We start from the raw sequence: 22,360 nt of genomic DNA, 5'->3' as shown, positions 1-22,360 counted from the left end.
TTAGGCATAATAGCACAAGGGAGGCTCTTTATGTTTATTTTTGCGTTGGAACTACCGAATACATAAAGGCCCTTCGCGTATGGATTCAGATTTAATTGCTACTGTCCGCCAAAACAACGACATAAAAAAAGCGTTAACCTCCCGCTTTCTTAGGATGGCGGGTTGTTAACGCTACAATATATAAATGAAGGCTAATCGTCGCTGGCGTTAAGCTTCCAGCGGATTCACCGCTTCGTGAAGCAACTGATCTAACTCTGCTGTGTAAATCCTCGTCTGCACTTCATCCCAGCCGAAACGCTCGGCTAAGAAGGCAATTGCTGGCGCCTTCCATTGTTTGGCCCACGCGATGTCGAAGAAGAGGGCGCCCGTGCGGCGGATAAAGAAATCCGTCGGCTTCACGACCATCTCGCACTCAATCGCGTAAACGAGCGCAGCGAACACGGCGGCAGGTAAGCCCCGCTCCGCAGCTTCGCCCCGATAGCGCTCTAGCAGCTCGAATACGGCGTCCACATTGGAGCCATATCGACGCGCGAGCAGCGCAGCCTCAGACTCGGTCAGTCCCAGCCGCAGGCCTTGGCTGACCTTGCTTTGCAAGAACGACGCCAGCTTCGCTGAGCCGCCCACGTCGCCGCCGGAGATTGGCAGCGTCCGCGTACGACTCGGCGCCAGAGCCGCCGGCGCCTTCCCTTCCGCCGTTAGCATGGCGGCGATCTTGTCCACGACCGTCTCCGCCATCTTGCGGTAGCCTGTCAACTTGCCTCCAGCCATCGAGATGAGGCCGGAATCGGAAATGAAGATTTCGTCGCGTCGGGAAATCTCAGAAGGATCTTTGCCCTCTTGATGGATCAGTGGGCGCAGCCCACTCCAACTCGATTCCACGTCAGCTTCCGTCAACCCGAGGGACGGAAACATTTCATTAGCCGCACGCAGCACATAAGTACGATCTGCAACCGTAATTCGGGGGTTTACGATATCCCCTTTATAGTTCGTATCCGTCGTTCCGATGTAGGTTTTGCCATCCCGCGGAATCGCAAACACCATTCGTCCATCTGGCGTATCAAAGTAAATGGCCTGCTGCAGCGGGAATCGGCTCTGATCGAACACCAGATGCACCCCTTTGGTTAGATGCAGTGTCTTGCCGCGCTTCGAATGATCCATCTCTCGAAGCGTATCTACCCATGGTCCTGCCGCATTAACGATTTTACTCGCGTAAAGGGCGTAAGAAGCGCCATGCCCCGTTCGTCCATCCATCTGATCGGCAACCCGCACACCAACCAGCTTGCCATCCTTCATGAGCAGTTCCTCGACTTTAGCGTAGTTGACCGCTACAACGCCAAGCTCAACCGCTTTTTTCATAACTTCAATCGTCAACCGCGCATCGTCTGTCCGATACTCTACGTAATAGCCGCCACCCTTAAGCTCGTTTTTCTTCAATAGCGGCTCATGCGCGAGCGTCTCTTCTGGGCGGAACATCCGTCTGCGTTCCGAACGCTTGACACCTGCTAAGAAATCATACATACGCAAGCCAAGCGAAGTCGAAAACTTGCCAAATGTCCCCCCTTTATAAAAAGGAAGCAGCATCCACTCCGGCGTTGTCACATGAGGTCCGTTTTCATAAACAATAGCGCGTTCTTTGCCCACTTCTGCAACCACTTTTACTTCAAGCTGCTTCAAATAACGCAGACCTCCATGCACGAGCTTCGTCGAACGGCTCGATGTTCCAGCCGCAAAGTCTTGCATCTCCACAAGCGCAGTGCGAAGTCCTCTGCTTTGTGCATCCAATGCGATACCTGCCCCCGTAATTCCCCCGCCAATTACGATCAGATCAAACGTTTGTTCCGACATCTTGCTCAGCAATTCCGTTCTTTGCAATCCAGAAAATCCGTATGCTTGTTTTTGTGTCATCTCACTCTCTCCCTTCTAACGTGTAGAAAATGTGTAGAAAATACAAAAACCACAACACACCTTCTACGTCTGCACGTAGAGGTCGTTGTGGTTTCTCCTTGGTCTCCAACCGAATATGAACTTATAATGATATCTTATCACATCATGGGTCTATTTAAAAGCAATTGCTGCACGAACTGCCTTTTTCCAGCCGCTGTATAGCCTTGTTTGAAGATCGGCTTCCATCTTCTGTTCAAATACCTGCTCGACCTGCCACTGCGCGGCAATTTCGGCTTGATCTTTCCAAAAACCGACAGCCAAGCCAGCTAAGTAAGCCGCGCCTAAGGCCGTTGTTTCACTAATTAAAGGACGCTCAACCTCAACGCCTAGCATATCGCTTTGAAATTGCATCAAGAAATTATTTTTCACGATACCGCCATCCACGCGCAGCTTGGTAAGCTGTATGCCTGAATCGTCTTCCATCGCTTGCAGCACATCTTTGGTTTGGTAAGCTAAAGATTCGAGTGTTGCCCGGATAAAATGCTCTTTGGATGTTCCCCTCGTGAGTCCAAAAACAGCTCCGCGCACATCGCTATCCCAATATGGAGTACCTAGACCAACAAAAGCAGGTACAACGTAGACGCCTTCGGTGGATACAACTCGTTTCGCATAGTCTTCGCTGTCTTTGGCCGATTTAATCATCCGCATCCCATCGCGCAGCCATTGAATCGCTGAGCCTGCCACAAAAATGCTGCCTTCCAGCGCATATTCCACCTTTCCGTTCAAGCCCCATGCAATGGTGGTTAGCAAGCCGCTTTGGGACGGAATCAGACGATTTCCTGTGTTCATTAGCATAAAGCAACCTGTGCCGTAGGTGTTTTTAGCCATGCCTTTCTCGAAACAAGCCTGCCCGAACAACGCCGCTTGCTGATCTCCAGCCGCACCCGCAATCGGAATCGACGCTCCAAGAAAGTGACTTTCCTGTGTGTAGCCGTAAATTTCAGAAGAAGAACGTACCTGCGGCAGCATCGAAAGCGGAATATCTAAGTGCCCGAGCAGTTCCTCATCCCACTTCAAATCATGAATGTTGTAGAGCAGCGTCCTCGAAGCGTTAGAGTAATCGGTCACATGTACGGCTCCACCCGTTAACCGCCAAATGAGCCAGGTGTCAATCGTGCCGAATAGCAGATCTCCACGCTCAGCCTTCTCTCTCGCTCCAGCCACATGATCGAGAATCCATTTAATTTTGGTACCCGAGAAGTACGCATCGATAAGCAGTCCCGTCCGCTCACGAAATAGATCATTCAGACCGCGCGCTGTTAAACTATCGCATATAGTTGCCGTTTGCCGCGATTGCCAAACAATGGCATGGTATACGGGCATTCCAGTATGCCGATCCCAGACGACCGTCGTTTCCCTTTGATTGGTAATACCAATTCCAGCTATTTGAGCGGGACTCACACCCGATTCGGATAAAACGGTGGAAATTACACCTAGGATGGAAAGCCATATTTCATTGGCGTCATGTTCTACCCAGCCTGGTTGCGGGAAATATTGCTTAAATTCTTGCTGGGCGATATGCTCAATTCGCCCTTGCTTGTTAAATAAGATGGCTCTGGAGCTAGTTGTTCCCTGATCCAGAGACAATATATACGTTTTACCCACGTATTGACCCTCCACGTTCTTTTCTCATTAGCTGCCGTAATGTTTCCACAAATCTTTATTCGATGTCGTGACAGCCGTAGCTCCAGCCTGCAAAGCACTCTCCACATCATTGACCGAACGAATCAAGCCTCCTGCGAATATCGGAATGCCCGACCGCTCTTTCACTTCGGTAATGATATGCGGGATCACCCCCGGAAGTACCTCTATGAAGTCTGGCTTCGAACGCTCCAACAGTGTGTAGCTCTTATCTAATGCACTGCTATCCAACAGAAAAAGACGTTGGATGGCCAGCAGCCCATTCTGTTTTGTTCTTGTAATGACACTAGCACGTGTCGAAATAAGACCCGCGGGCCTTATATTTTGACAAAGGAATTCAGCCGCAAACTCGTCATTCTTCAAACCCTCAATAAGGTCCGCATGAAGTAACAGCTTTTTCCCGTGGGATCTGGCAAGATCTACTACACTTTTGAGCTGCCCGATATGACTGTCCAGTAGGACAATATAGGTAAACGGAGATTGGAAAAGCTTCTCCATATCTTTAATTTTTCGTATGGCTGGTAAAATACGTTGTTGCTCTAATGACATTTCAGTCTCTCCATTCCGAGTATCCCGGAACCATGGGAACTACCCTTGTGATTGCGTTTCTTTATCTGAATTGCATAAGTAACCAGACGAGGAAACCACTTACTACAACCACGTTAACATATAAATAACTTCGACGGAATAGCAAGCCATCTAGGAAAAAAAAGCCATATCGACGACTATGTCCATTGGGCTGCTTTAAAAAAACAAAAAGCTCACATAAATTGCGTCATCTATAAGATGCGCAACCTAGGTGAGTCTCCTGTTCTCCGTCACATGTATGAACTTGACTTCATTGTAAGCAATGGGCATTTGTGTGTCAATGCATTTCTTCGGTACAGGTAGAATGTATTGGGATTGCCTTCATCCATTAATCCCCTATAAAAAAGCACAAAAAGCCTTGTCTGGCCAATAAACCGGCATTCTTACGCTTTTTTCAACTTTGGGCTGTACGCAGCCCTCTTAAATAGGCAATCAACAAGCGCCTAAAGCTTTCATCGCGCTCTAACTCCATCCGGAAGCCATTTTTAAGCTCCAAGGAAGCGAAGCCGTGTAGTACGCTGCGAAATCCTCGTACCACATGCAGCGCATCATCCTCAGACATTTCATAGGGCTCCAAGAGCCTTAAAACAAACTCAACTACTTGACTGCTGGCCTGCTGTAATTCTGGATCTCCGAAGTCTGGAAGCGAAGCCATAGCATCATATAGACCCGGCTGCTGCCTAGCGAAAGTAACATAAGCGAAGCCAGCCGCTAAAAGCGCATCATCCCCTGATTTGCCGAGGACTGCTTCTACCATCGCTTCCTTAATCCTTGTTAAGCTCAGTAGAGACAATTGCTTCCTAAGACCTGGCAAGCCTTTAATGTGATTGTATAAAGATGGTGTTTTCACATTCAACTTAGCAGCCAACGCAGCTAGCGTTACTTGCTCAACGCCATGAAGGTTAGCTATTTCAATAGCCGCCTGCAAAACCGATTCTGTATCCAAACCTTGTCGATATGCCATATTTACCCCTCGTCTCTTAGATGCTCGATGCTTCTAGTTTAATATGTTTAGCTGCTTCTTCCAAAGCTTTATCAATAATAGGCAGCGGATTTTCAATCATGTGTCCGTGTCCAACAGCGAGAAGGCTCGGTTTCATCTCCCGGAGCTTGCGTGCACTCGTTAATGAAGCTTGTTTATTCCACGTGGCCATAGCGGGGAAGGGAAACCACAATTTCATCACGCCGGACACGGCAACACCCCCGCGTACTTGGAAGGCATCGCCTGCGATTAAAGCACGGCTTCGCACGTCAAGGAAGGCCATCATCCCCGGCGTATGCCCTGGAGCGGCAACAGCCTGCAAGGAGCCGATTCGATCGCCATCCTGCAAGAGTACATCCGGCCTAGTCTGCACCGACTTCGGCACGTCTCCTTTAATCGGCAGCTGAGGCTCGCCCGCTTCTAGCTCCTTACTCCCTGCAAGCAGCTTCGCATCTCTTCGGGAGATGTAGACGGTTGCCTCCGGCAGCACTTTTTTCAAACCATCCAAGGCGCCGATATGATCACCATGAGCATGGGTCAGTACAATACGCGTAATCGGCTTGCCAATTTGAGATGCTGCTCCCAGTATTCCCTTCACGCTAAAAGGCATCGCCGCGTCAATTAGCGTTAACTCCTTTTCTTCCTCCACGAAGTAGCAATTTACTGGGAATAACCGCGGCATAAAAGCCAGTTGATACAAAGCACCATTACGAGTAATTTTCATATAAACGCCTCCAGTAACTATCTATATTAGCATAATAACTAACTATATTAGTTTAGTCAAGGAGCTTATTGCTTTCTTTGTTTCTTAAACGAATTGACCACCTTTAGAAAATTAAAAAGAGACAAGCCCGGCAAAAAGCGCCGCTTGTCTCTTTCTAAGCATTTAGAAAATCTTAATTAACTAAGCTCCACAAAGCAGGTACACCAGCAGGCTCCCAGCCTGGCAGTGACGTGTGCCCTTGAATCGCTTTATACGTCTTGCCATTGTAAGTAACCAAGTCATTTACTTGATAAGTTACGTAAGCTGCCCATGGCTGCACGGAAGATGCAGTGTCTGTTGTCACTGTTAGGCCGCTGCTTGCCGCCGATGCATTACCTGCGGCATCCTTCGCTTTTACCGTAAATGTGTAAGCTGTTCCTGCGCTCAAACCGCTCACGGTCGCATTTGTGCCTGTCACCGAGGCGGCCAATTGAGATCCATTGTAAACATCGTACCCGGTAACCGCTGTATTGTCTGTGGAAGCATTCCACGACAAGGACACGCTTGTTTGTGTCTTGCCTGTGGAAGCAAGATTTGTTGGTACACTAGGTGCTTGCGTATCTGGATCAGATGAATTTGTTGTCGTTACGGTTAACCCAACGCTCGCTATAGAAACATTGCCTGCTGCATCTCTCGCTTTTACTGTAAACGTGTAAGCTGTTCCTGCGCTCAAACCGCTCACGGTTGCGTTAGTTCCTGCCACTGATGCGGCTAATTGAGATCCATTGTAAACATCGTATCCTGTGACGGCTGTGTTATCCGTTGAAGGATTCCATGACAAGCTCACGCTCGTTTGTGTTATGCCCGTTGAAGCAAGACCTGTCGGCACGCTAGGCGCTTGCGTATCTGGAGATGGAGCACTGCCTACACCTACAGCGCCGTAAGCAGCTTTGACGGAGTTGACCTGCGTAGAAGCTGCCCCATACAAATCAGTAGCTGCTTGAATAGCCGCAGCGCGAATTGCAGCGAAATTCGAAGATGGCGTCAAATAAAGCGTAAGTGTTTTATAGAAAATTTTCGCCGCATCCGTACGACCAATGCCAGTTACTGTCACACCGTGATGCGTACCGCCTTGAGCCAATAAATAGAAGGCCTTATTATTGATACCGCTATTCGTATGCACGCCGCCATTATCGCTAGAACCTCTGTATAGATTACTGTAATGATCAGGTTGATTGTACAGCGTAGGATTCTCCATAGACCGCAAAGCATCGCCTGGCGTGCTTGGCGTATAGATATCATCACCAATTAACCAGTTAGTTCCTTGAATGGTATTACCAAAAATATCAGATATGGATTCATTAAGCGCACCCGATTCCCCCTGATAAATCAGCCCGGCTGAGTGCTCTGTAACCGCATGTGTCAATTCATGACCGATAACATCTAAGTCACCTGAGAATGCACGGAATAAGCTTCCATCGCCATCACCGTATGCAATTTGCACGCCATTCCAGAAGGCATTGTTGTATCTGTTACCGTAATGAACGCTGGATTTAATAGCCAACCCATTGCCGTCAAGACTATTTCGCCCGAAGGTGTTTTTGTAATAATCATAGACAACTCCAGCGTACGCATGAGCATCTACAGCTGCAGGGTCCGTCCAAACGTTATCCGAATCTTGTAGCAAGGTACCTGGAAGTATTTGTGAGTTACCAGATGTATAGGTGATAATACCATTGCCACGGGTTGTATCTTGTAGCGTGTATGAACTTCCATTTGCAGTCGTAGTGAAGCTCTTCGTATCTCCCAGAACCCCTACACCAGTCCCAGTAGCATGATCAAGCAGACTATATTTATTTACGATCTTACCGTTATCTGCATTAATGAAATAGTGCACACGTTGTGGGGATGGTTCAAGTACATTGACTTCCGTTACATAAACCAGCAGATTTTGTCCCTTATAGGGGTAAATATTGAGCTCTGCCGTTTGTTCTTTCTGCTGGCTTCCAAGCTTACCTACGATGTTCTCCGTATCCTTATTAGCAATAGAAATTGCTTTTTCTGCACTGATCTTCGGCGCGAGTGCGACGGCAGTTTGTTGGGTAGCATCGGGAATTGTAGTTCCGAAATAGGAAGAAACATTTCCTTGCTTGTCAAAGTGAATCGTTTGATCAGCACCAAAAACAGGAATACCCTGTATATATTGCTTTAAGCGAACATGCTGTGTTCCTGTTTCAGCGTCTGTAACCTGCTCGGTAATCTTGATACTTTTTGTATCATCACCCACAAGACTAAGCGTTTGCTTGTTAGATTCCAAGTAGACTCTTACTTTTTCCTCAAGTGATGCACCCTGGGGTGCTATCCAAGTCTCCCCGATAATTTTGGGGGCAGCAGTTTCCACAAGAGCATCCTCAGAACCGACTGCTTCGCTTGATTGTGCCCACACAGGAACAGCTGTCATCGTCATCATTACGCTTACTGCAAGTACAGTTAATGTCTTTTTCATCATTAATCATCTCCCATCATTTTTTACTTGCCTGTTGGACTTTAAAACTATGAAAACTAGGTACACACCACTCCTTTCAAAAGGATTTAGTAAAGCTTTATGCTAGTCAAACGTGATGTAAATCCCATAAAGCTTATGTAATATATTACTATTAAATGAATTATTTGTAAATAAACCATCGGTCAATTTTAATATAAAAAAATAGATTCGAACGTAAATGATAGAATTACTAGACAACAACAAGATTATCTAGGTTAAAAGCTGGCAGCGACCTTCTTAGCATCGCTGCCACACCTTCATCGCCTGCATTTAATTCACTAAGCTCCACAAAGCCGGAACGTTGACTGGCTCCCACCCTGGTAATGACGTATGTCCTTGAACGACTTTATACGTCTTGCCACTATAAGTAACTAAGTCGTTTATTTTATAGGCCACATATGGCGCCCATGGCTGAACAGATGACGTGCTGTCTGTTGTCACCGTCAACGCTGCACTCGCTACCGAAACATTGCCTGCCACATCCTTTGCTTTCACTGTAAAGGTGTAGGCAGTTCCAGACGTCAGACCGTTCACCGTAGCACTTGTACCTGTCACAGATAGCGCTAACTGCGAGCCATTGTAGACATCGTAGCCTGCAACAACTGTATTATCTGTCGATGCCGTCCACGATAAAGAGATGCTCGTCTGCGTTTTGCCCGTTGATGCTAAGTTCGTTGGTATCGTTGGCGCTTGTGTATCCACTCCCGTAGTCGGTAGCGTTGTCACCACTAACGCGCTGCTGGTTGCTGATACATTGCCTGCCGCATCCTTTGCTTTCACCGTGAAGCTATAGGTGGTTCCAGACGTCAAACCGCTTACCATAGCACTAGTGCCTGTCACGGATAGCGCTAACTGTGAGCCATTGTAGACATCGTAGCCTGTAACCGCTTTGTTATCTGTCGAGGCATTCCATGATAAGGAAACGCTAGTTTGCGTTTTGCCCGTTGATACAAGCCCAGAAGGTACAGAAGGCGCTTGCGTATCAGGCGTTGTGCCGATGTTATCCAAATAGCTGCGATGGCTGTTAGAGAACTCAAAATTATTGAATTTATCCCAGTTTACGGACCACGTCATGAGGCCCTTTAAATCAGGATATCCAGACGGACTTCCATGAAGCCGATAAGAACCGAAAGGAATTCCTTTAATGACATAATCAAGCGCCTTCTGTACTTCCGAAACTGTCGTAAAACCCCCACCTGCATTCGCATACGCTGGCAGCCCGAGGACAACTTGATCCTGTCTCAACGCCGGGAAAAAGTTGTTCGCATTTTTGGCAACTGGGAATCCTGTGAGGATCATATCCAGCATAGCGACGTGAAAATCTGCAACGCCCATCGTGTGATATTGATCATCTAAGCCCGTAATAGGACCTGAGTTATAATTTTGTACTTGCAGCCAATTCAAGGAGTCACGTACCGCATAAATGACCGGTAAATAAGCACCTGCACGCGAATCGCAGCCTGAACAGCTTCCACCGTAAAATGCATAACCAAGCTGTACGAAAAATGTTTCCGGCGCCATCGTCAGGACAAAGCTGGAACCAAAGTGAGCCTTAATTGCTTTCAAAGCGGCAATGAGATTTACAATGACTGGCGTAGTTGGATTCTTGAAGTCGGAATCACCGGCATTCAAGTATAAGGAATGTCCTTCAAAATCGACATCTAATCCGTCGAATCCGTACTTCTCTATGATGGTTGTCACGGAATTAACGAAGTTATCTCTTGCCGCCGTAGTTGTTAACTGTACTTGCCCGTTAGCACCGCCGATCGAAATAATTACTTTCTTGCCTATTCCTTTTAGATACGTGACATCCGCTTTAAAATCGGCATCCGTGTAGCTATAAGGCGTAAAACCGATTGTACCGTTCGTGGCGCCCGTCGGTTCGGCGAAAGAAACGTTGATGACATCAAACTTGGAGGAAACATCTCTCAGTCGAATAAAACCAGAACCATTATCGAAATTATGCCAATAGCCAACGATGATTTTGCCTGTTGCTGCCGAAGCCTTTGTTGCGGCTACGGGGAACAAGGTGATCATTAGGGCAAATAAAATTGTCCAAAGAAGCACTTTATTCACTACTTTTTTTTGTACAGACATCATGATAAACCTCCCGCAATGACTAATTTTAATTAGTGATGGAACGATCATTTCCAACGATAAGAGACAGGGAATTCTCTCCTCCTTGTAAGCAGATTTTACTGTTAGCAATTAAATTAGGACTACCTTTATTTTTTTACAAATAGGGGGTTTAAACAAGGGTAAATATGGCAGAAACAGGGTTATATTCCTACTATTCCTAGAGGAATTAACTAAAGATAGCTAGGGTTATCCGAATAAACTTTCACGATATAACGTGTGAAGGCTTGCACTAGGCTAAGAATACCAAGTCCCCACCCCTTCAGCTGACCCTTCAAGAGTTTTCATGATTTCTGTGGTAAAATAAGTACATATACAGCAAGCTCAATCTACCTAATTTCTTAAAGGCGAGGGATTTTACTTGAATACAGAGACCTTAGAACTTTTCCGTACGTTAACCGAAATGCAGGCTGCCCCTGGGTTTGAACGGGACATACGCGCATTCGTCCGTGGAGAATTAGAGAAATACACATCGGAGTTCATTCAGGATGGACTCGGCAGTTTGTTCGGGATTCAGCGCGGCGATGAAAGTGGCCCGAAAGTGATGGTTGCCGGCCATTTCGACGAAGTCGGTTTTCTCGTGAACGGCATCACTGAGCACGGCACGATCAAGTTCCAGCCCCTTGGCGGCTGGTTTAGTCAGGTACTGCCTGCGCAGCGCGTGCAAATCATGACTGATCAGGGGCCGATCATCGGGGTCATCGGCTCTGTTCCTGTGCACCTGCTGGATGACGCTGCACGCGGCAAGCCTGCAGACATCAAGTCGATGTACATAGACATCGGCGCAGAAGACCGCGCCGACGCGCAGCGCATCGGCGTTCGCATCGGACAGCAGATCGTGCCGATCTGCCCGTTCACTCCCCTAGCCAATCCGAAGCGGATTATGGCCAAAGCTTGGGACAATCGCTACGGCGTCGGCCTTGCGATTGAACTCATGAAGGAGCTTCACGGAACGAAGCTCCCTAATGTCCTGTACGCCGGAGCAACCGTACAGGAAGAAGTAGGCGCGCGTGGCGCCTACACGGCGGCGAATATGATCCAGCCGGACTTATTCTACGCGCTGGATGCAAGTGCCGCCGGCGATACGACCGGCGACCGCAGCGCCTTCGGCCAGCTTGGTCGCGGCACGCTGCTGCGCATCTTCGACCCCACGATGATCACTCACCGAGGGTTGGTGGAGTTCATTCTAGATACGGCCGAGACGCATAAAATTCCGTATCAGTATTTCATCTCGGCCGGCGGTACGGACGCCGGCAATGTTCATCTTCAAGGCAGTGGCATCCCGTCCGCTGTCATCGGCGTTTGCGCACGCTATATTCACACGTCAGCGTCCATTCTGCACGTAGATGATTACGCAGCTGCGAAGGAACTCCTTGTTAAGCTCGTGAAAGCAAGCGACCGAACAACCCTTAACACGATTCACGCCAAGGCATGATCGTAAGTTTACTAAAAGGCCCGCCTAAATTGGCGGGCCTTTTGCATTTTCCATCAATATCCGATATAGAACCTATGTTCCAATATATGGTATAATTAACAAGAAAAAAAGAAAGTACGTACTTTTATCTAGAAAGAAGGAATTTTATGGACTATGTTATTCGGCAAGCAACCTCACAAGACACTACGCAAATCAGCTCACTAATTAGCCAACTGACAGGCAAATCTATCTCCCCGCTGCACATTGAAAACAGGCTTCACTTCATGCAAAGTCATCCAAATGAATCCCTTTATGTCTATGTAGAGGAGAATCAAATTCGCGGAACCTTAGGCTTTCGTATCCGTGAAAGCACCGATAGCGATTTGAAGTTTAGCGAAGTCTCAGTCTTATCCTTGGACGAGCCCAGCGAAGATCCGAATGCCACCGATAAACTAAAGCACTTTGCAGAGCTATTAGCTAATAAACATGCGTGTACTGGCATGTGGTGGGTAACAGGCTCGGAAAGAAAAAATGGGACTCATGCGTTAGGACAACAATTGGGGTTTCAAGAAACGGGGTACAAATTCGTTAAAAGATTCCTATAGGATACGCAAGTGCATTCTTTTGCAGATACGTAAGCTATACACTCCAATCTCCCAGTTTACATCGGTTTACCGTTTGGATAGCTGTGTGCTTTTACTTATAAAGACCTAGTCGATCTTCATCACTTCGACTAGCAGCTCATCCAAACTGCTGCCTAGCGGAAAATCCTCGTACCGAAATCTCCCAAGATAGCCCAACGCCAAGTTCGCGTTATGATGGGCACTCTAACTCTCAATCGAATAACCTAATATTTTTTTTGTAAAATTAAGATTAAGAGAGCAATCGAGAGAAAAGGCTTATAAACCGGGCCTTTTCACCATTTAATTTAATATTCTGAATATTTACAATAGTTTAATAATAGGCTATATTAATTACAGGCTCACATGCAAGACAAGCCTTCAAGCAACTTTGAAGCAGCGAGCCGGCACGATCAATCGACAGCAAGAGGAGAGGGGATAGCCCAATGCAGCAGGTAAGCGAAACATGCCCTCCATACTTGAATACTTGACGGAAAGAGGTGCCACACTTTACTCGATCTTAGGGCATGTGGGAAATCGTATTTCAAACGTGGTCATTCATCTGAGGAAAGGATCGCTGTAGTGAGTTTACGTTTAATTATGCAACGTCAGTTGTTCGATGGGAGCGTGCTTGGTTACAATTGAATAGGAACAAACTAACATAGGGGTCTCCGGTTATCATAGATAAGCGGGATCCCTATTTGCGTTGCCTATATAAATAAGCAAGTTTGCTTAGGCAGGGTAGCCTCCGCCAGGAGGCGGCCAAGCTCCATGTAAACGGCGAAGCAGGACAATTTCCCCCAGGTGATATGAGTTGTGTGAGGCAATATTTCGCAAAATACCCGCTTTTGTTTCGCCGGGAAAGTTATTAATAGGCTCGTCCAACTGGGTTGTTTGGGCCATCTGAACAGCTTTCTCTACACCTTGTAGGAAATGCTCAACCGTGTCTTGCCATTTCTCCGCATCCTCTGGTTGCTCCTCGCTAGGCCAGCTTTCCATTACGCTTGTCGGCAATACGGGTTTGCCTCCTTCAAGATAGGTCAACATAAAGTCCTGCCAGTAACTCATGTGCATCAACAATTGGTAGATGCTGTAGGGCATGTTATCGGTACGCTTCCCGGCCACATCAACTGTAATATCCGATAATGCTCTTGCTATCGGAATGTGTCCTCGCTCTCCAATTAGGGATTTAACGAGCGCTTGTCCAAAGGCTTGATTTGACTCTTTCATCTTGATTAGTCTCCTCTCCATAAATGGATTTACATAAAATGCATTTACATAAAATTGAATTATACACTATTTAATCGGATAAAATATTATATGGCTATAGCTTATGCTTTTGTCAAATAAAGAATGGCCAAACCCGCCCTGTTTTATCCCAGTGTTACCGGTAGAAATGATTAGCCCCTTCTTTCATCTATCCCCTTGGGGTTATTCAGTTAACGGGACACAGACGGTAAACGTCGTCCCCACGCTCTGCTGACTTTTTACGGAAACAGAACCCTGATGCATCTCAATAATTTTCTTCACTATGGAAAGGCCCAGTCCACTACCGCCGGATGTGCGATTTCTAGATTTATCCACCTTATAGAAACGCTCGAAGATATGGGCCTGATCCGCATCTGGAACACCTATGCCATTATCTGAAATGCGTACAATGGCTTCTCCCTCATTACGGCGTAAATGAACGCCAATCGTTCCACCTTGGGGTGCGAATTTTATGGCATTGTGAATGAGATTAGTCCAAACTTGATTGAGCAAATCTTCATCGGCTGTAACATTAACTTCGGCAAGGTCGATGTCCATTTCAATCGCTTTATCTACCCATTGCGGCTCACAGGCGAGAATGTGGTTACGCAGCTGCTTATCCAGCCGGAAGCTTTTGGGTTCGAAGGGATGATGTTGGGATTCAAGCGATGAAAGCTTGAGCAGGTTATCACTTAATTTCGATAAACGATTGCTCTCCGCTTCAATGATTTCAAGGTAATGCGTACGCTCCTCCAGCGTAATCCTATCGTTCCGCAGCGCACGCGAGAAGCCGCTAATCGAAGTGAGCGGTGATTGAATTTCATGGGACACATTAGAGATGAACTCCTGCCGCATCTTCTCCAATTGTCCCAATTCCACGGCCATGTGATTAATACTATCGACTAGTTCCACAAAGGGGCCGCTATGCGAATTATTTTCGACGGACACGTTAAAATCCCCTCTGGACATACTCCGAATTGCATCGATTAAAGCCTGAAAAAAATCCATTTGCTTTGAGCGAAAATACTTGCCTAGTAGCGTCATGGTTAGCCCCCATAATAACATACCGCCTATCGAATTAATGAGTTGGACGAACACCTCATGAGGGCGCTTATCTAGAGAGCTATAGAACCAGTCCGTGGCATAAAAAGCAACCAACCAATAGAAAAGAATAAGTCCAAAGATACCGCAAGTAAAAAGAAAACCACGAAGACGCTGACTAAATGTCTGCTTTCTTGTGCGGTTACTATTATTACTATTAGATCCACTCCTAGCCCTACCTCTGGCCCGCCTGCTCATGCTCGCAGCACCTCCATGCGATACCCCAGTCCGCGGATCGTAGCGATCCGAAAGGTATGCTGCTCCTCCGGAAATCGCTCCCTCAGACGATTAACATGCACATCTACGGTCCGCTCATTACCTTCATAGTCAAAGCCCCATATCTGCTCGATGAGCTGGTCACGCGAGAAGGTCTTACCTGGGTAGCTCCCCAGCTTATACAGCAGTTCGAATTCTTTAAGCGGCAGGGTGACGCTCTCGCTTTCTGCGCCGACGGTCACTTCATAGGTCTTGCGGTTCATCATCAAATCCCCAACCTGCACCGTCTGGGACGAAGCAATTTTGTACCGCTTAAGCAGTGCCTTTACACGCAGCACAAGCTCGACAGGCTCGAAAGGCTTGACGAGGTAATCATCTGTACCGAGCTCAAAGCCTTTAACTTTCTGCGAGGTTTCGCCTTTAGCTGTAAGCATAAGAAGGGGGATATCATAATGCTCTCTCAGCTCCCTGCACAGCTCCCAACCGTCCATATTGGGCATCATCACATCCATAATAACCATATCTACTTGCACAGTTTCAAGCATCTTCAAAGCCTCGACACCATCCGAAGCTTCGACAACGTCGAAACCCTCGTTCAGCATGAAAACACGGACTAACTCACGTATATACGGATCATCATCAACAATCATGACTGGTGCCATCTAGGAACAGCCTCATTTCTTCTTTGTCAGTTAGTTCTAGCATACCTCAGAATCCTGCGTTAGACGAACTCAGATTGTTGATCCAGCGCGCGCGCCCAGTAACATTCCCGGCATAAGTTCAACAATAATCCAAGTTACTTTCTTTTGCTCATTATTCATTTGTTCTCACTCGATTATCCGCTTTATTTGATGAGAACAGTATAGTCATTTTTTATAAACTCAATATAAACCAGTATTGAATAACGATATCTACCCATTTAAGATTTACATCACGCTCAAGGGTTTGGGATGCGATGCTAAATAACCCTTTCTCAGAAAACGGTTGAACAATAAGTAAAACGCGCCTCCCGTGTGAAGAGGAAGCGCGTTTTTTATAAAGATTTATGCTCAGCATGGTTTTTTCTACGAAGACTTAACCTTCTTTCAGTAAGATGACTTGTCTCTGAAACTTGAACCTCGACAGGTTGGACAAAAAAGAGCCGTTCGCGAAAGATAAACAATCCTTCGCAGACGGCTTTTCTATGTTACCCGAGAACAACGCGGTCATCTGACAGCTTGTTCCCGCTGATTTGCTCAAACTCGCCGAGCAGTTGCTCGACAGTGAGGTCCTTCTTCCGTTCCTCGTTTACATCGAGGATGATGCGGCCCTTATCCATCATGATCAGGCGATTGCCGAGCCTGATCGCCTGCTCCATGTTGTGCGTAACCATAAGCGTGGTTAGCTTCATCTCGCGCACGATTTCCTCGGTTAATCGTGTGATAAGCTCTGCACGCGCTGGGTCGAGCGCAGCCGTATGCTCGTCAAGCAGCAGAATCTGCGGCTTGGTGAATGTCGCCATCAGCAGGCTGAGCGCCTGCCGCTCTCCGCCGGAGAGCAGGCCGACCTTAGCCTTCAGACGGCCTTCGAGGCCGATGCCTAGGCGGTGCAGCTGTTCAAGGAACAGCTTGCGCCTAAACATCGTGACGCCGAAGCTTAGACCGCGCTTCTTGCCGCGGGCATACGCCATGGCGAGATTCTCCTCGATAGTCATCCGAGGGGCGGTCCCTGCCATGGGGTCCTGAAACACGCGGCCGATCCAGCGGCTGCGCTCGTATTCAGGCAGGTGGTGAATGACTTCACCACCAATGCGTACTTCACCGGCATCTGGCGTCATTACACCTGATATGATGTTCATGAGTGTGGACTTGCCGGCGCCGTTACTGCCGATGACCGTAACGAAGTCGCCGGGCTTCAAGTTCAATTGAATACCGATCAACGCGATTTTCTCATCGGCTGAGCCGGGATTAAACAATTTAGAAACGTTTGAGAGCTGAAGCATCAGCGGCCACCTCCCTTATTCGACTGTAAGGCCCGAGCAATAAGTTCGGCAGAACGTCGCTTAGCCATCGCTTTTTGCTTGATCGTTCTCTGTAGGGAAGGAAACACAAGGGCGATAATAACAATAACCGCCGTAATAAATTTCAAGTCTGATGCATTCAGCCATTCGACCCGCAGCGCCAGAGCTACCACGATACGGTACACAATAGAACCTAGCACAGCAGCCAATGTCGCCTGGAACACCGAACGCGCTCCGAAGATGGCTTCTCCGATGATAACAGAGGCTAGACCGATAACGATCATTCCAATCCCCATCGAAATGTCAGCAAACCCCGATTGCTGCGCTATAAGCGCACCAGATAATGCGACTAGACCGTTAGACAAGCTAATGCCCAAAATGGTCGTGTTATCCGTGTTGGCCCCGAAGCTCCGAATCATGCGTGCGTTGTCTCCTGTCGCTCTTAAGGCGAGTCCCAAATCTGTATGCAGGAACACGTCCAGCAACAGCTTAAACAAGATAACGATGATGAGGACAAGCGCAATCGGCGACATGGAAGTAAATAAGGTTTCCCCGCCTAACAGCGATATGTTCGGTCTGCCCATAATCCGCATATTGATGGAATACAAGGCAATCATCATAAGAATACCGGATAATAGACCGTTAATTTTCCCCTTCGTATGCAGCAGCCCCGTACATGCCCCCGCTGCAAGACCACCGGCAAAAGCAGCCAAACAAGCCAACCAAGGCGCGAATCCATGGGAAATCATAATAGCAGCAATAGCTCCGCCTGTCGTAAAGCTGCCATCTACCGTCAAATCAGGGAAATCGAGAATGCGAAACGTGATGTAGACCCCGAGCGCCATAAGCGCATAGAGAAGACCTAGCTCAACGGCTCCCATCATGGAATCAGCCATTTGTATAACCTCCGTTACGATCAGAATATGAATATGTCTTACACCTGAGTGCTACCGATTAACTGAGAAAAGGAGTGAACGAAAAGCTTCGTTCACCCCTTTTTCGAGAAAATGGGTTACTGAATAATGTTCTTCTCTTTATCTTTTACAGCATTTTTCATTGTATCCGTCACTTCAATACCTTCTGCTTTCGCTGCTTTCAGGTTCAAGATCAGGTCTAACTTATCAGGCACGGTTACTTTCAAATCTGCTGGTTTTTTGCCGTTTTTAAGAATTTCGACGGCCATTTGACCTACTTGGTAACCATGATCATAATATTTGAATCCTACCGTTGCAAAAGCCCCTTTTTCCACGGTATCGCGGTCACTGGAGAAGAACGGAATCTTCTTGTCATTGGCAAGTTGAATAATAGAATCAACACCGCTCACGACCGTATTGTCCAGCGTGATTAAGAAAGCATCTGCGCGTCCAACCAGAGATTGAGCGGCTTGTTTGACCTCAGACGTATTCGTAACTGGCGCTTTAACAAGTTTGATTCCATGTTTGGACAGGGAATCTTCAGCATTTTTAGCCATAATAACTGCGTTAGGCTCGCCTTCATTAATAACAAGACCTACTGTTTTTATTTTTGGGAAATTAGCAGCAACAAACTCCATCAATTGCGAGACAGCCTGCGGGTTGGTATCAGAGGCACCGGAGACATTACCACTCGGTTTGTCCAAATTACTAACTATTTTGGCTGCAAGCGGGTCTGTAACCGCTGCGAATAGAACAGGTGACTTCTTCACTTGCTGCACAACGGCTTGCGCGGATGGCGTGGCGATACCAAGAACCAAATCGTTATCTGCAGACGCAATTTTTTGTGCAATGGATAAGTTGTTTGTTTGATCGCCCTGGGCGTTATTGAAGTCGATTTTCAGGTTGGTTCCTTCTACGAGGCCAGCATCTTTAAGCGCTGCGAGGAAACCTTGACGAGTTGCATCCAGCGATGGATGCTCCACAATTTGGGAGATTGCTACTTTGTACGTTTTCGCTGCTGCCGTAGCAGCCGGAGTAGCTGATGATCCGCCTGCCGCCTTCGTAGGTTCGGCCTTCTGGCCGCAACCGGCTAAAGTGACAAGTGCTGCGGATAAAACGAGCGTTACTAATGTTTTCTTTTTCAACATCATGACCCCTCTCTTTACTTTCATTGGTTGATTTGAACGTTTCACCCGCTCACCTCTTTAACGCTTCTATCCAACAAAGCATCAAAATGCAAGGCGGCGAATGTCCAAAAATGAACTGAATTAACCATAGTTTAATTGGCTGTCACGTTTCCGTCAATTGTTTTATCACGCTTATAGAAATCTCTAAGCAGTTCATCCATTACCCGGTTTGTTCTAGCCGCTGAATACCCCGTACTTGGGCTGTAACCTGTACCCCGAAGCTCGTTCACAATGGATTGGATAAGAGGCTGCTGAATATGCGGAGGATTCAGAATCGTACGTTCTTCTACCTGTCCATCCGACAATTCCACGCGAATATCTTCACCAAAAGTAGAGAACGTAATTTTTCCCAGACTACCAATAATTTCATTCATATCCAAACGAGTGTAAGCACTAAAGCACCACGTTCCTATGCCGATAACGCCAGATTCAAATGCATAAGTTGTAGTGACCAGATCCTCTACCTGATGCTTACCGGACTGATTAGCTGCAAATCCTTTGACCTCGCCGATAGGGCCAAGTAAGTAATCGAGAATATCGAGCGTATGACTTGCAAGATCGACGAATAAACCACCGCCCGAAAGCTCCGGCTGTATCCGCCAAGGGAGCACCTGATCCCCCGTTGCCCACTGGGTTTGAAGTTGCATCGTTTGTACCAATCGAACCTCGCCAATAACCCCACTGGCCAACAACCGCTTAATTTCATTGAACCTAGGTAAGCTTCTTCGGTAATAAGCTACGAATAAAGATACTCCCGCTGCTTCGCAAGCGCTCAGCATATCCAAACATTCCGCGTGGTTCCTAGCCATCGGCTTTTCCACATAAACAGGTTTCCCCACATTCGCGGCCAACAGCGCATACTCACGATGAAAAGCTGGGGGAGTTGCTACATAAATAGCATTTACTTTCGGATCAGCAATCAGCGCCTCCGCGTCATCATACCATTTGGCCACCCCATGCCTACGTGCATAATCTTCGGCCAACGCACCATTTCTTCGCATCACCGCGACAAGCTCGGAGCCTTCTGCCTTCTGCAATGCAGGGCCGCTTTTGACCTCTGTCACGTCACCGCAGCCGATGATTCCCCAACGAATTGTATCCATCATTCCAACCTCCCACTTGTCTTTCAATGGTCACCGCAGGTGATCATAATTGTTGTTCTTTCTTATTCGACGCTTGAACGCTACTTCCTTTGCGACTCGATCCCAAGTGGCAGTCGAAGCTACGCGATGAGACTAGTCTTGTCACATCAAAAAAGCATTTCAGAACCTCGAAATCCGAGGTTTGAAATGCCTTTATCATTAAGCCCGCACTTTGGAATAAGCAGGTAAATCCGCTTGAGAGGCCTCTGCCTGTAACGGCTGATCCTGCAGCCTGAGCTGCTGCGTAGCGAATTCACGGTACATGGCATGAGTGTCTAGCAGCTCTTGATGCGTACCTGTACCTGTTACTTTGCCCTTATCCAAAAAAACGATTTGATCCGCGTCCACGACCGTAGATAGACGATGTGCAATGACAAGCGTTGTTCGCCCTTGCATCAAGTTTTGCAGGGCCTGCTGCACCACAACCTCGGATTTACTGTCAAGACTAGAGGTCGCTTCGTCTAGCATCAAAATTTTCGGGTTTCGCAGCAATGCCCGCGCAATAGCAATCCGTTGTCGCTGTCCGCCAGATAGCTTAATGCCGCGCTCACCAACCTCGGTGTCATACTTATCTGGCAAATCTTCAATGAAAGCATCTGCATACGCCATTTGTGAAGCGCGCTTAAGCTCCTCTTGAGAAACTTCACGCTGCATACCGTAGCAAATATTATCTCGGATTGTACCTGCAATCAATGGACTTTCTTGTGAAACGTAACCAATTTGACTCCTCCACGAAAGGAGGGAGAAACGTTCAATTGGGTCATCACCTAGCTTAATGGAACCTTCCTGAGGCTGGTAAAACCTCTCCACGAGAGAGAACAATGTCGTTTTACCACTCCCGCTTGGGCCTACAATTGCGGTTACTTTGCCCGCTTCCATAGTGAAGCTGACATTTTTCAGAACAGGCTCGCCCTCTTTATAGCTAAATCTCACCTGATCCAAATGAATGGATTGAGAAGCATCTTTAACGGAATCACCCGCATGTGGATTCTCCTCCTCATAATCCAATACATTTAATATCGTGTCGGTAGCCCCCATCGCTTTTTGCATTTGATTAAAAAATTGCGTAATTTGCGTGATTGGCATCACGATTTGGAACAAATAGAGCATAAATGCAACCAATTGACCTGCACTAATTGCACCAGAAGAAACACGCATGCCACCATACCCAAAAAGTACAACCAGCAGCATCAGCATGACAAAAGAAATTAGCGGCGCCATTAGCGCTTGAATCTTCCCTTCTTTTAAGCCAAATTGGAACAGCTTCTGAATGCCTGAGCTTCCTTCTTGATATTCACCTGATTCAGCATTCGCCGCTTTGACCAAACGGATTTCCGAGAGCACCCGATTCAATACGGAGGTGAAGCTTGCTGTTTCATCCTGCATACCTCTAGATACTTTGTACATTTGGCGACCAAGCGGGAAAAGAATAAGAAAAGCCAACGGAAAAACGCTGAACATGATCAGGGTCATTTTCCAATCCATGTAAAGCAGCACGACAATCGAACCTACGATCGAAATAATACCTGTAATAAAACCGGACATATGCTCCGCGATAAGGCCTTTGATCACTGCAGTGTCATTCGTCATCCGAGAAATCGTGTCCCCGGTCTGATGGTTATCGTAATAGCTCACGGGCAACACGAGCAGCTTCTTCCACAAACGGTCCCGAATGCCTGCAACAACGTGTTGTCCCGCATAATTCAAAAGGTAAACCGAAATTCCCGCTGCGATTGCCTGTGCTACGAAAGCGATGGCCATACCGCTGACCTGCCCCCAGCTTAGGGAGCTAACGGAAAAGCTATCCACCACATTCTTGGTAAATAGCGGAATCACCAGCCCCACTAGTGTAGAAATCAGACTTAACCCTAAAGCTATACTTAATACGAGTTTTGGTGGATTCGCTTCAACGAGCAAGCGAACGAAAGCGCGCCAGTTCCCCTTGTTTTTCGTTCCCTTTGGCGATGTTGCCATAGTCAT

General features: G+C 47.3%; 17 protein-coding genes and 2 pseudogenes. 2 read left to right on the top strand and 17 right to left on the bottom strand.

The annotated features are described in order from the left end of the window. Positions 1-207 precede the first annotated feature (207 nt). From GK047_RS15900 to GK047_RS15870, 9 genes and pseudogenes are all read right to left on the bottom strand, one after another. On the bottom strand, positions 208-1,905 hold the full coding sequence (locus tag GK047_RS15900; RefSeq protein ID WP_163948543.1) for a glycerol-3-phosphate dehydrogenase/oxidase: 1,698 nt from the start codon (positions 1,903-1,905) through the stop codon (positions 208-210). Positions 1,906-2,055: 150 nt separating this feature from the next. After that, positions 2,056-3,549: a glycerol kinase GlpK gene (gene glpK, locus GK047_RS15895; RefSeq protein ID WP_163948540.1), complete on the bottom strand. Its 1,494-nt coding sequence runs from the start codon at positions 3,547-3,549 to the stop codon at positions 2,056-2,058. A 27-nt stretch (positions 3,550-3,576) separates the two neighbouring features. Then, complete coding sequence (locus GK047_RS15890; RefSeq protein WP_163948536.1) at positions 3,577-4,134, bottom strand: glycerol-3-phosphate responsive antiterminator; 558 nt, start codon at positions 4,132-4,134, stop codon at positions 3,577-3,579. A gap of 433 nt (positions 4,135-4,567) precedes the next feature. Then, positions 4,568-5,137 (bottom strand): TetR/AcrR family transcriptional regulator, encoded by a 570-nt coding sequence (locus tag GK047_RS15885; protein ID WP_163948532.1) that lies wholly within the window; start codon positions 5,135-5,137, stop codon positions 4,568-4,570. 16 nt (positions 5,138-5,153) lie between these two features. Further along, positions 5,154-5,879, bottom strand: a complete 726-nt coding sequence (locus GK047_RS15880; protein ID WP_163948529.1) for an MBL fold metallo-hydrolase — start codon at positions 5,877-5,879, stop codon at positions 5,154-5,156. Positions 5,880-6,051: 172 nt separating this feature from the next. Further along, the gene (locus GK047_RS30400; RefSeq protein ID WP_346010350.1) at positions 6,052-6,198 is read right to left on the bottom strand and encodes a carbohydrate-binding protein; all 147 of its coding nucleotides are present in this window, start codon (positions 6,196-6,198) and stop codon (positions 6,052-6,054) included. A 48-nt stretch (positions 6,199-6,246) separates the two neighbouring features. Beyond that, positions 6,247-6,735: pseudogene (locus tag GK047_RS29715) on the bottom strand (fibronectin type III domain-containing protein); the annotation flags it as partial. A 45-nt stretch (positions 6,736-6,780) separates the two neighbouring features. Then, a pseudogene (locus tag GK047_RS15875) lies at positions 6,781-8,364 on the bottom strand (M4 family metallopeptidase); the annotation flags it as partial. A gap of 309 nt (positions 8,365-8,673) precedes the next feature. Further along, a complete protein-coding gene (locus GK047_RS15870) occupies positions 8,674-10,503 on the bottom strand; it encodes a fibronectin type III domain-containing protein (RefSeq protein WP_163948526.1) in 1,830 nt (609 codons plus the stop codon). Positions 10,504-10,900: 397 nt separating this feature from the next. Between GK047_RS15870 and GK047_RS15865 the strand changes: the two genes are divergently transcribed. Together GK047_RS15865 and GK047_RS15860 are read left to right on the top strand one after the other, a co-directional pair. Next, complete coding sequence (locus GK047_RS15865) at positions 10,901-11,974, top strand: M42 family metallopeptidase (protein ID WP_163948523.1); 1,074 nt, start codon at positions 10,901-10,903, stop codon at positions 11,972-11,974. Positions 11,975-12,120: 146 nt separating this feature from the next. Beyond that, positions 12,121-12,558, top strand: coding sequence for a GNAT family N-acetyltransferase (locus GK047_RS15860; RefSeq protein ID WP_163948521.1), 438 nt, complete (start codon positions 12,121-12,123; stop codon positions 12,556-12,558). A 747-nt stretch (positions 12,559-13,305) separates the two neighbouring features. On the opposite strand, the gene GK047_RS15855 is transcribed toward GK047_RS15860, so the two are convergent. The 8 genes from GK047_RS15855 to GK047_RS15820 all read right to left on the bottom strand — a co-directional run bounded on the left by GK047_RS15855 (position 13,306) and on the right by GK047_RS15820 (position 22,354). After that, positions 13,306-13,803, bottom strand: a complete 498-nt coding sequence (locus tag GK047_RS15855; RefSeq protein WP_163948518.1) for a DinB family protein — start codon at positions 13,801-13,803, stop codon at positions 13,306-13,308. A 201-nt stretch (positions 13,804-14,004) separates the two neighbouring features. Further along, a complete protein-coding gene (locus GK047_RS15850) occupies positions 14,005-15,120 on the bottom strand; it encodes a HAMP domain-containing sensor histidine kinase (RefSeq protein ID WP_163948515.1) in 1,116 nt (371 codons plus the stop codon). After that, complete coding sequence (locus tag GK047_RS15845) at positions 15,117-15,800, bottom strand: response regulator transcription factor (protein ID WP_163948513.1); 684 nt, start codon at positions 15,798-15,800, stop codon at positions 15,117-15,119. Before GK047_RS15845 ends, GK047_RS15850 begins: the two co-directional genes overlap by 4 nt. A 524-nt stretch (positions 15,801-16,324) precedes the next feature. Continuing rightward, on the bottom strand, positions 16,325-17,119 hold the full coding sequence (locus GK047_RS15840) for an ABC transporter ATP-binding protein (protein ID WP_163948510.1): 795 nt from the start codon (positions 17,117-17,119) through the stop codon (positions 16,325-16,327). Then, positions 17,119-18,033, bottom strand: coding sequence for an ABC transporter permease (locus tag GK047_RS15835; protein WP_163948507.1), 915 nt, complete (start codon positions 18,031-18,033; stop codon positions 17,119-17,121). Before GK047_RS15835 ends, GK047_RS15840 begins: the two co-directional genes overlap by 1 nt. A gap of 116 nt (positions 18,034-18,149) precedes the next feature. Continuing rightward, positions 18,150-19,196 carry an ABC transporter substrate-binding protein gene (locus GK047_RS15830; RefSeq protein WP_240343998.1) on the bottom strand — a complete coding sequence of 349 codons (1,047 nt, stop codon included), beginning with the start codon at positions 19,194-19,196 and terminating at the stop codon, positions 18,150-18,152. Positions 19,197-19,330: 134 nt separating this feature from the next. Next, entirely contained in the window at positions 19,331-20,344 is a 1,014-nt protein-coding gene (locus GK047_RS15825) for a Gfo/Idh/MocA family protein (protein ID WP_163948873.1), read from the bottom strand. Positions 20,345-20,539: 195 nt separating this feature from the next. Further along, on the bottom strand, positions 20,540-22,354 hold the full coding sequence (locus GK047_RS15820; protein WP_205516823.1) for an ABC transporter ATP-binding protein: 1,815 nt from the start codon (positions 22,352-22,354) through the stop codon (positions 20,540-20,542). Between the last annotated feature and the right edge of the window lie 6 nt (positions 22,355-22,360).

This window comes from Paenibacillus sp. SYP-B3998 (genome assembly GCF_010820665.1).
Lineage (GTDB): Bacteria > Bacillota > Bacilli > Paenibacillales > NBRC-103111 > Paenibacillus_E.
The sequence above is the reverse complement of the archived record's forward strand: the minus strand, read 5'-3'. Positions and strand labels throughout refer to the sequence as shown.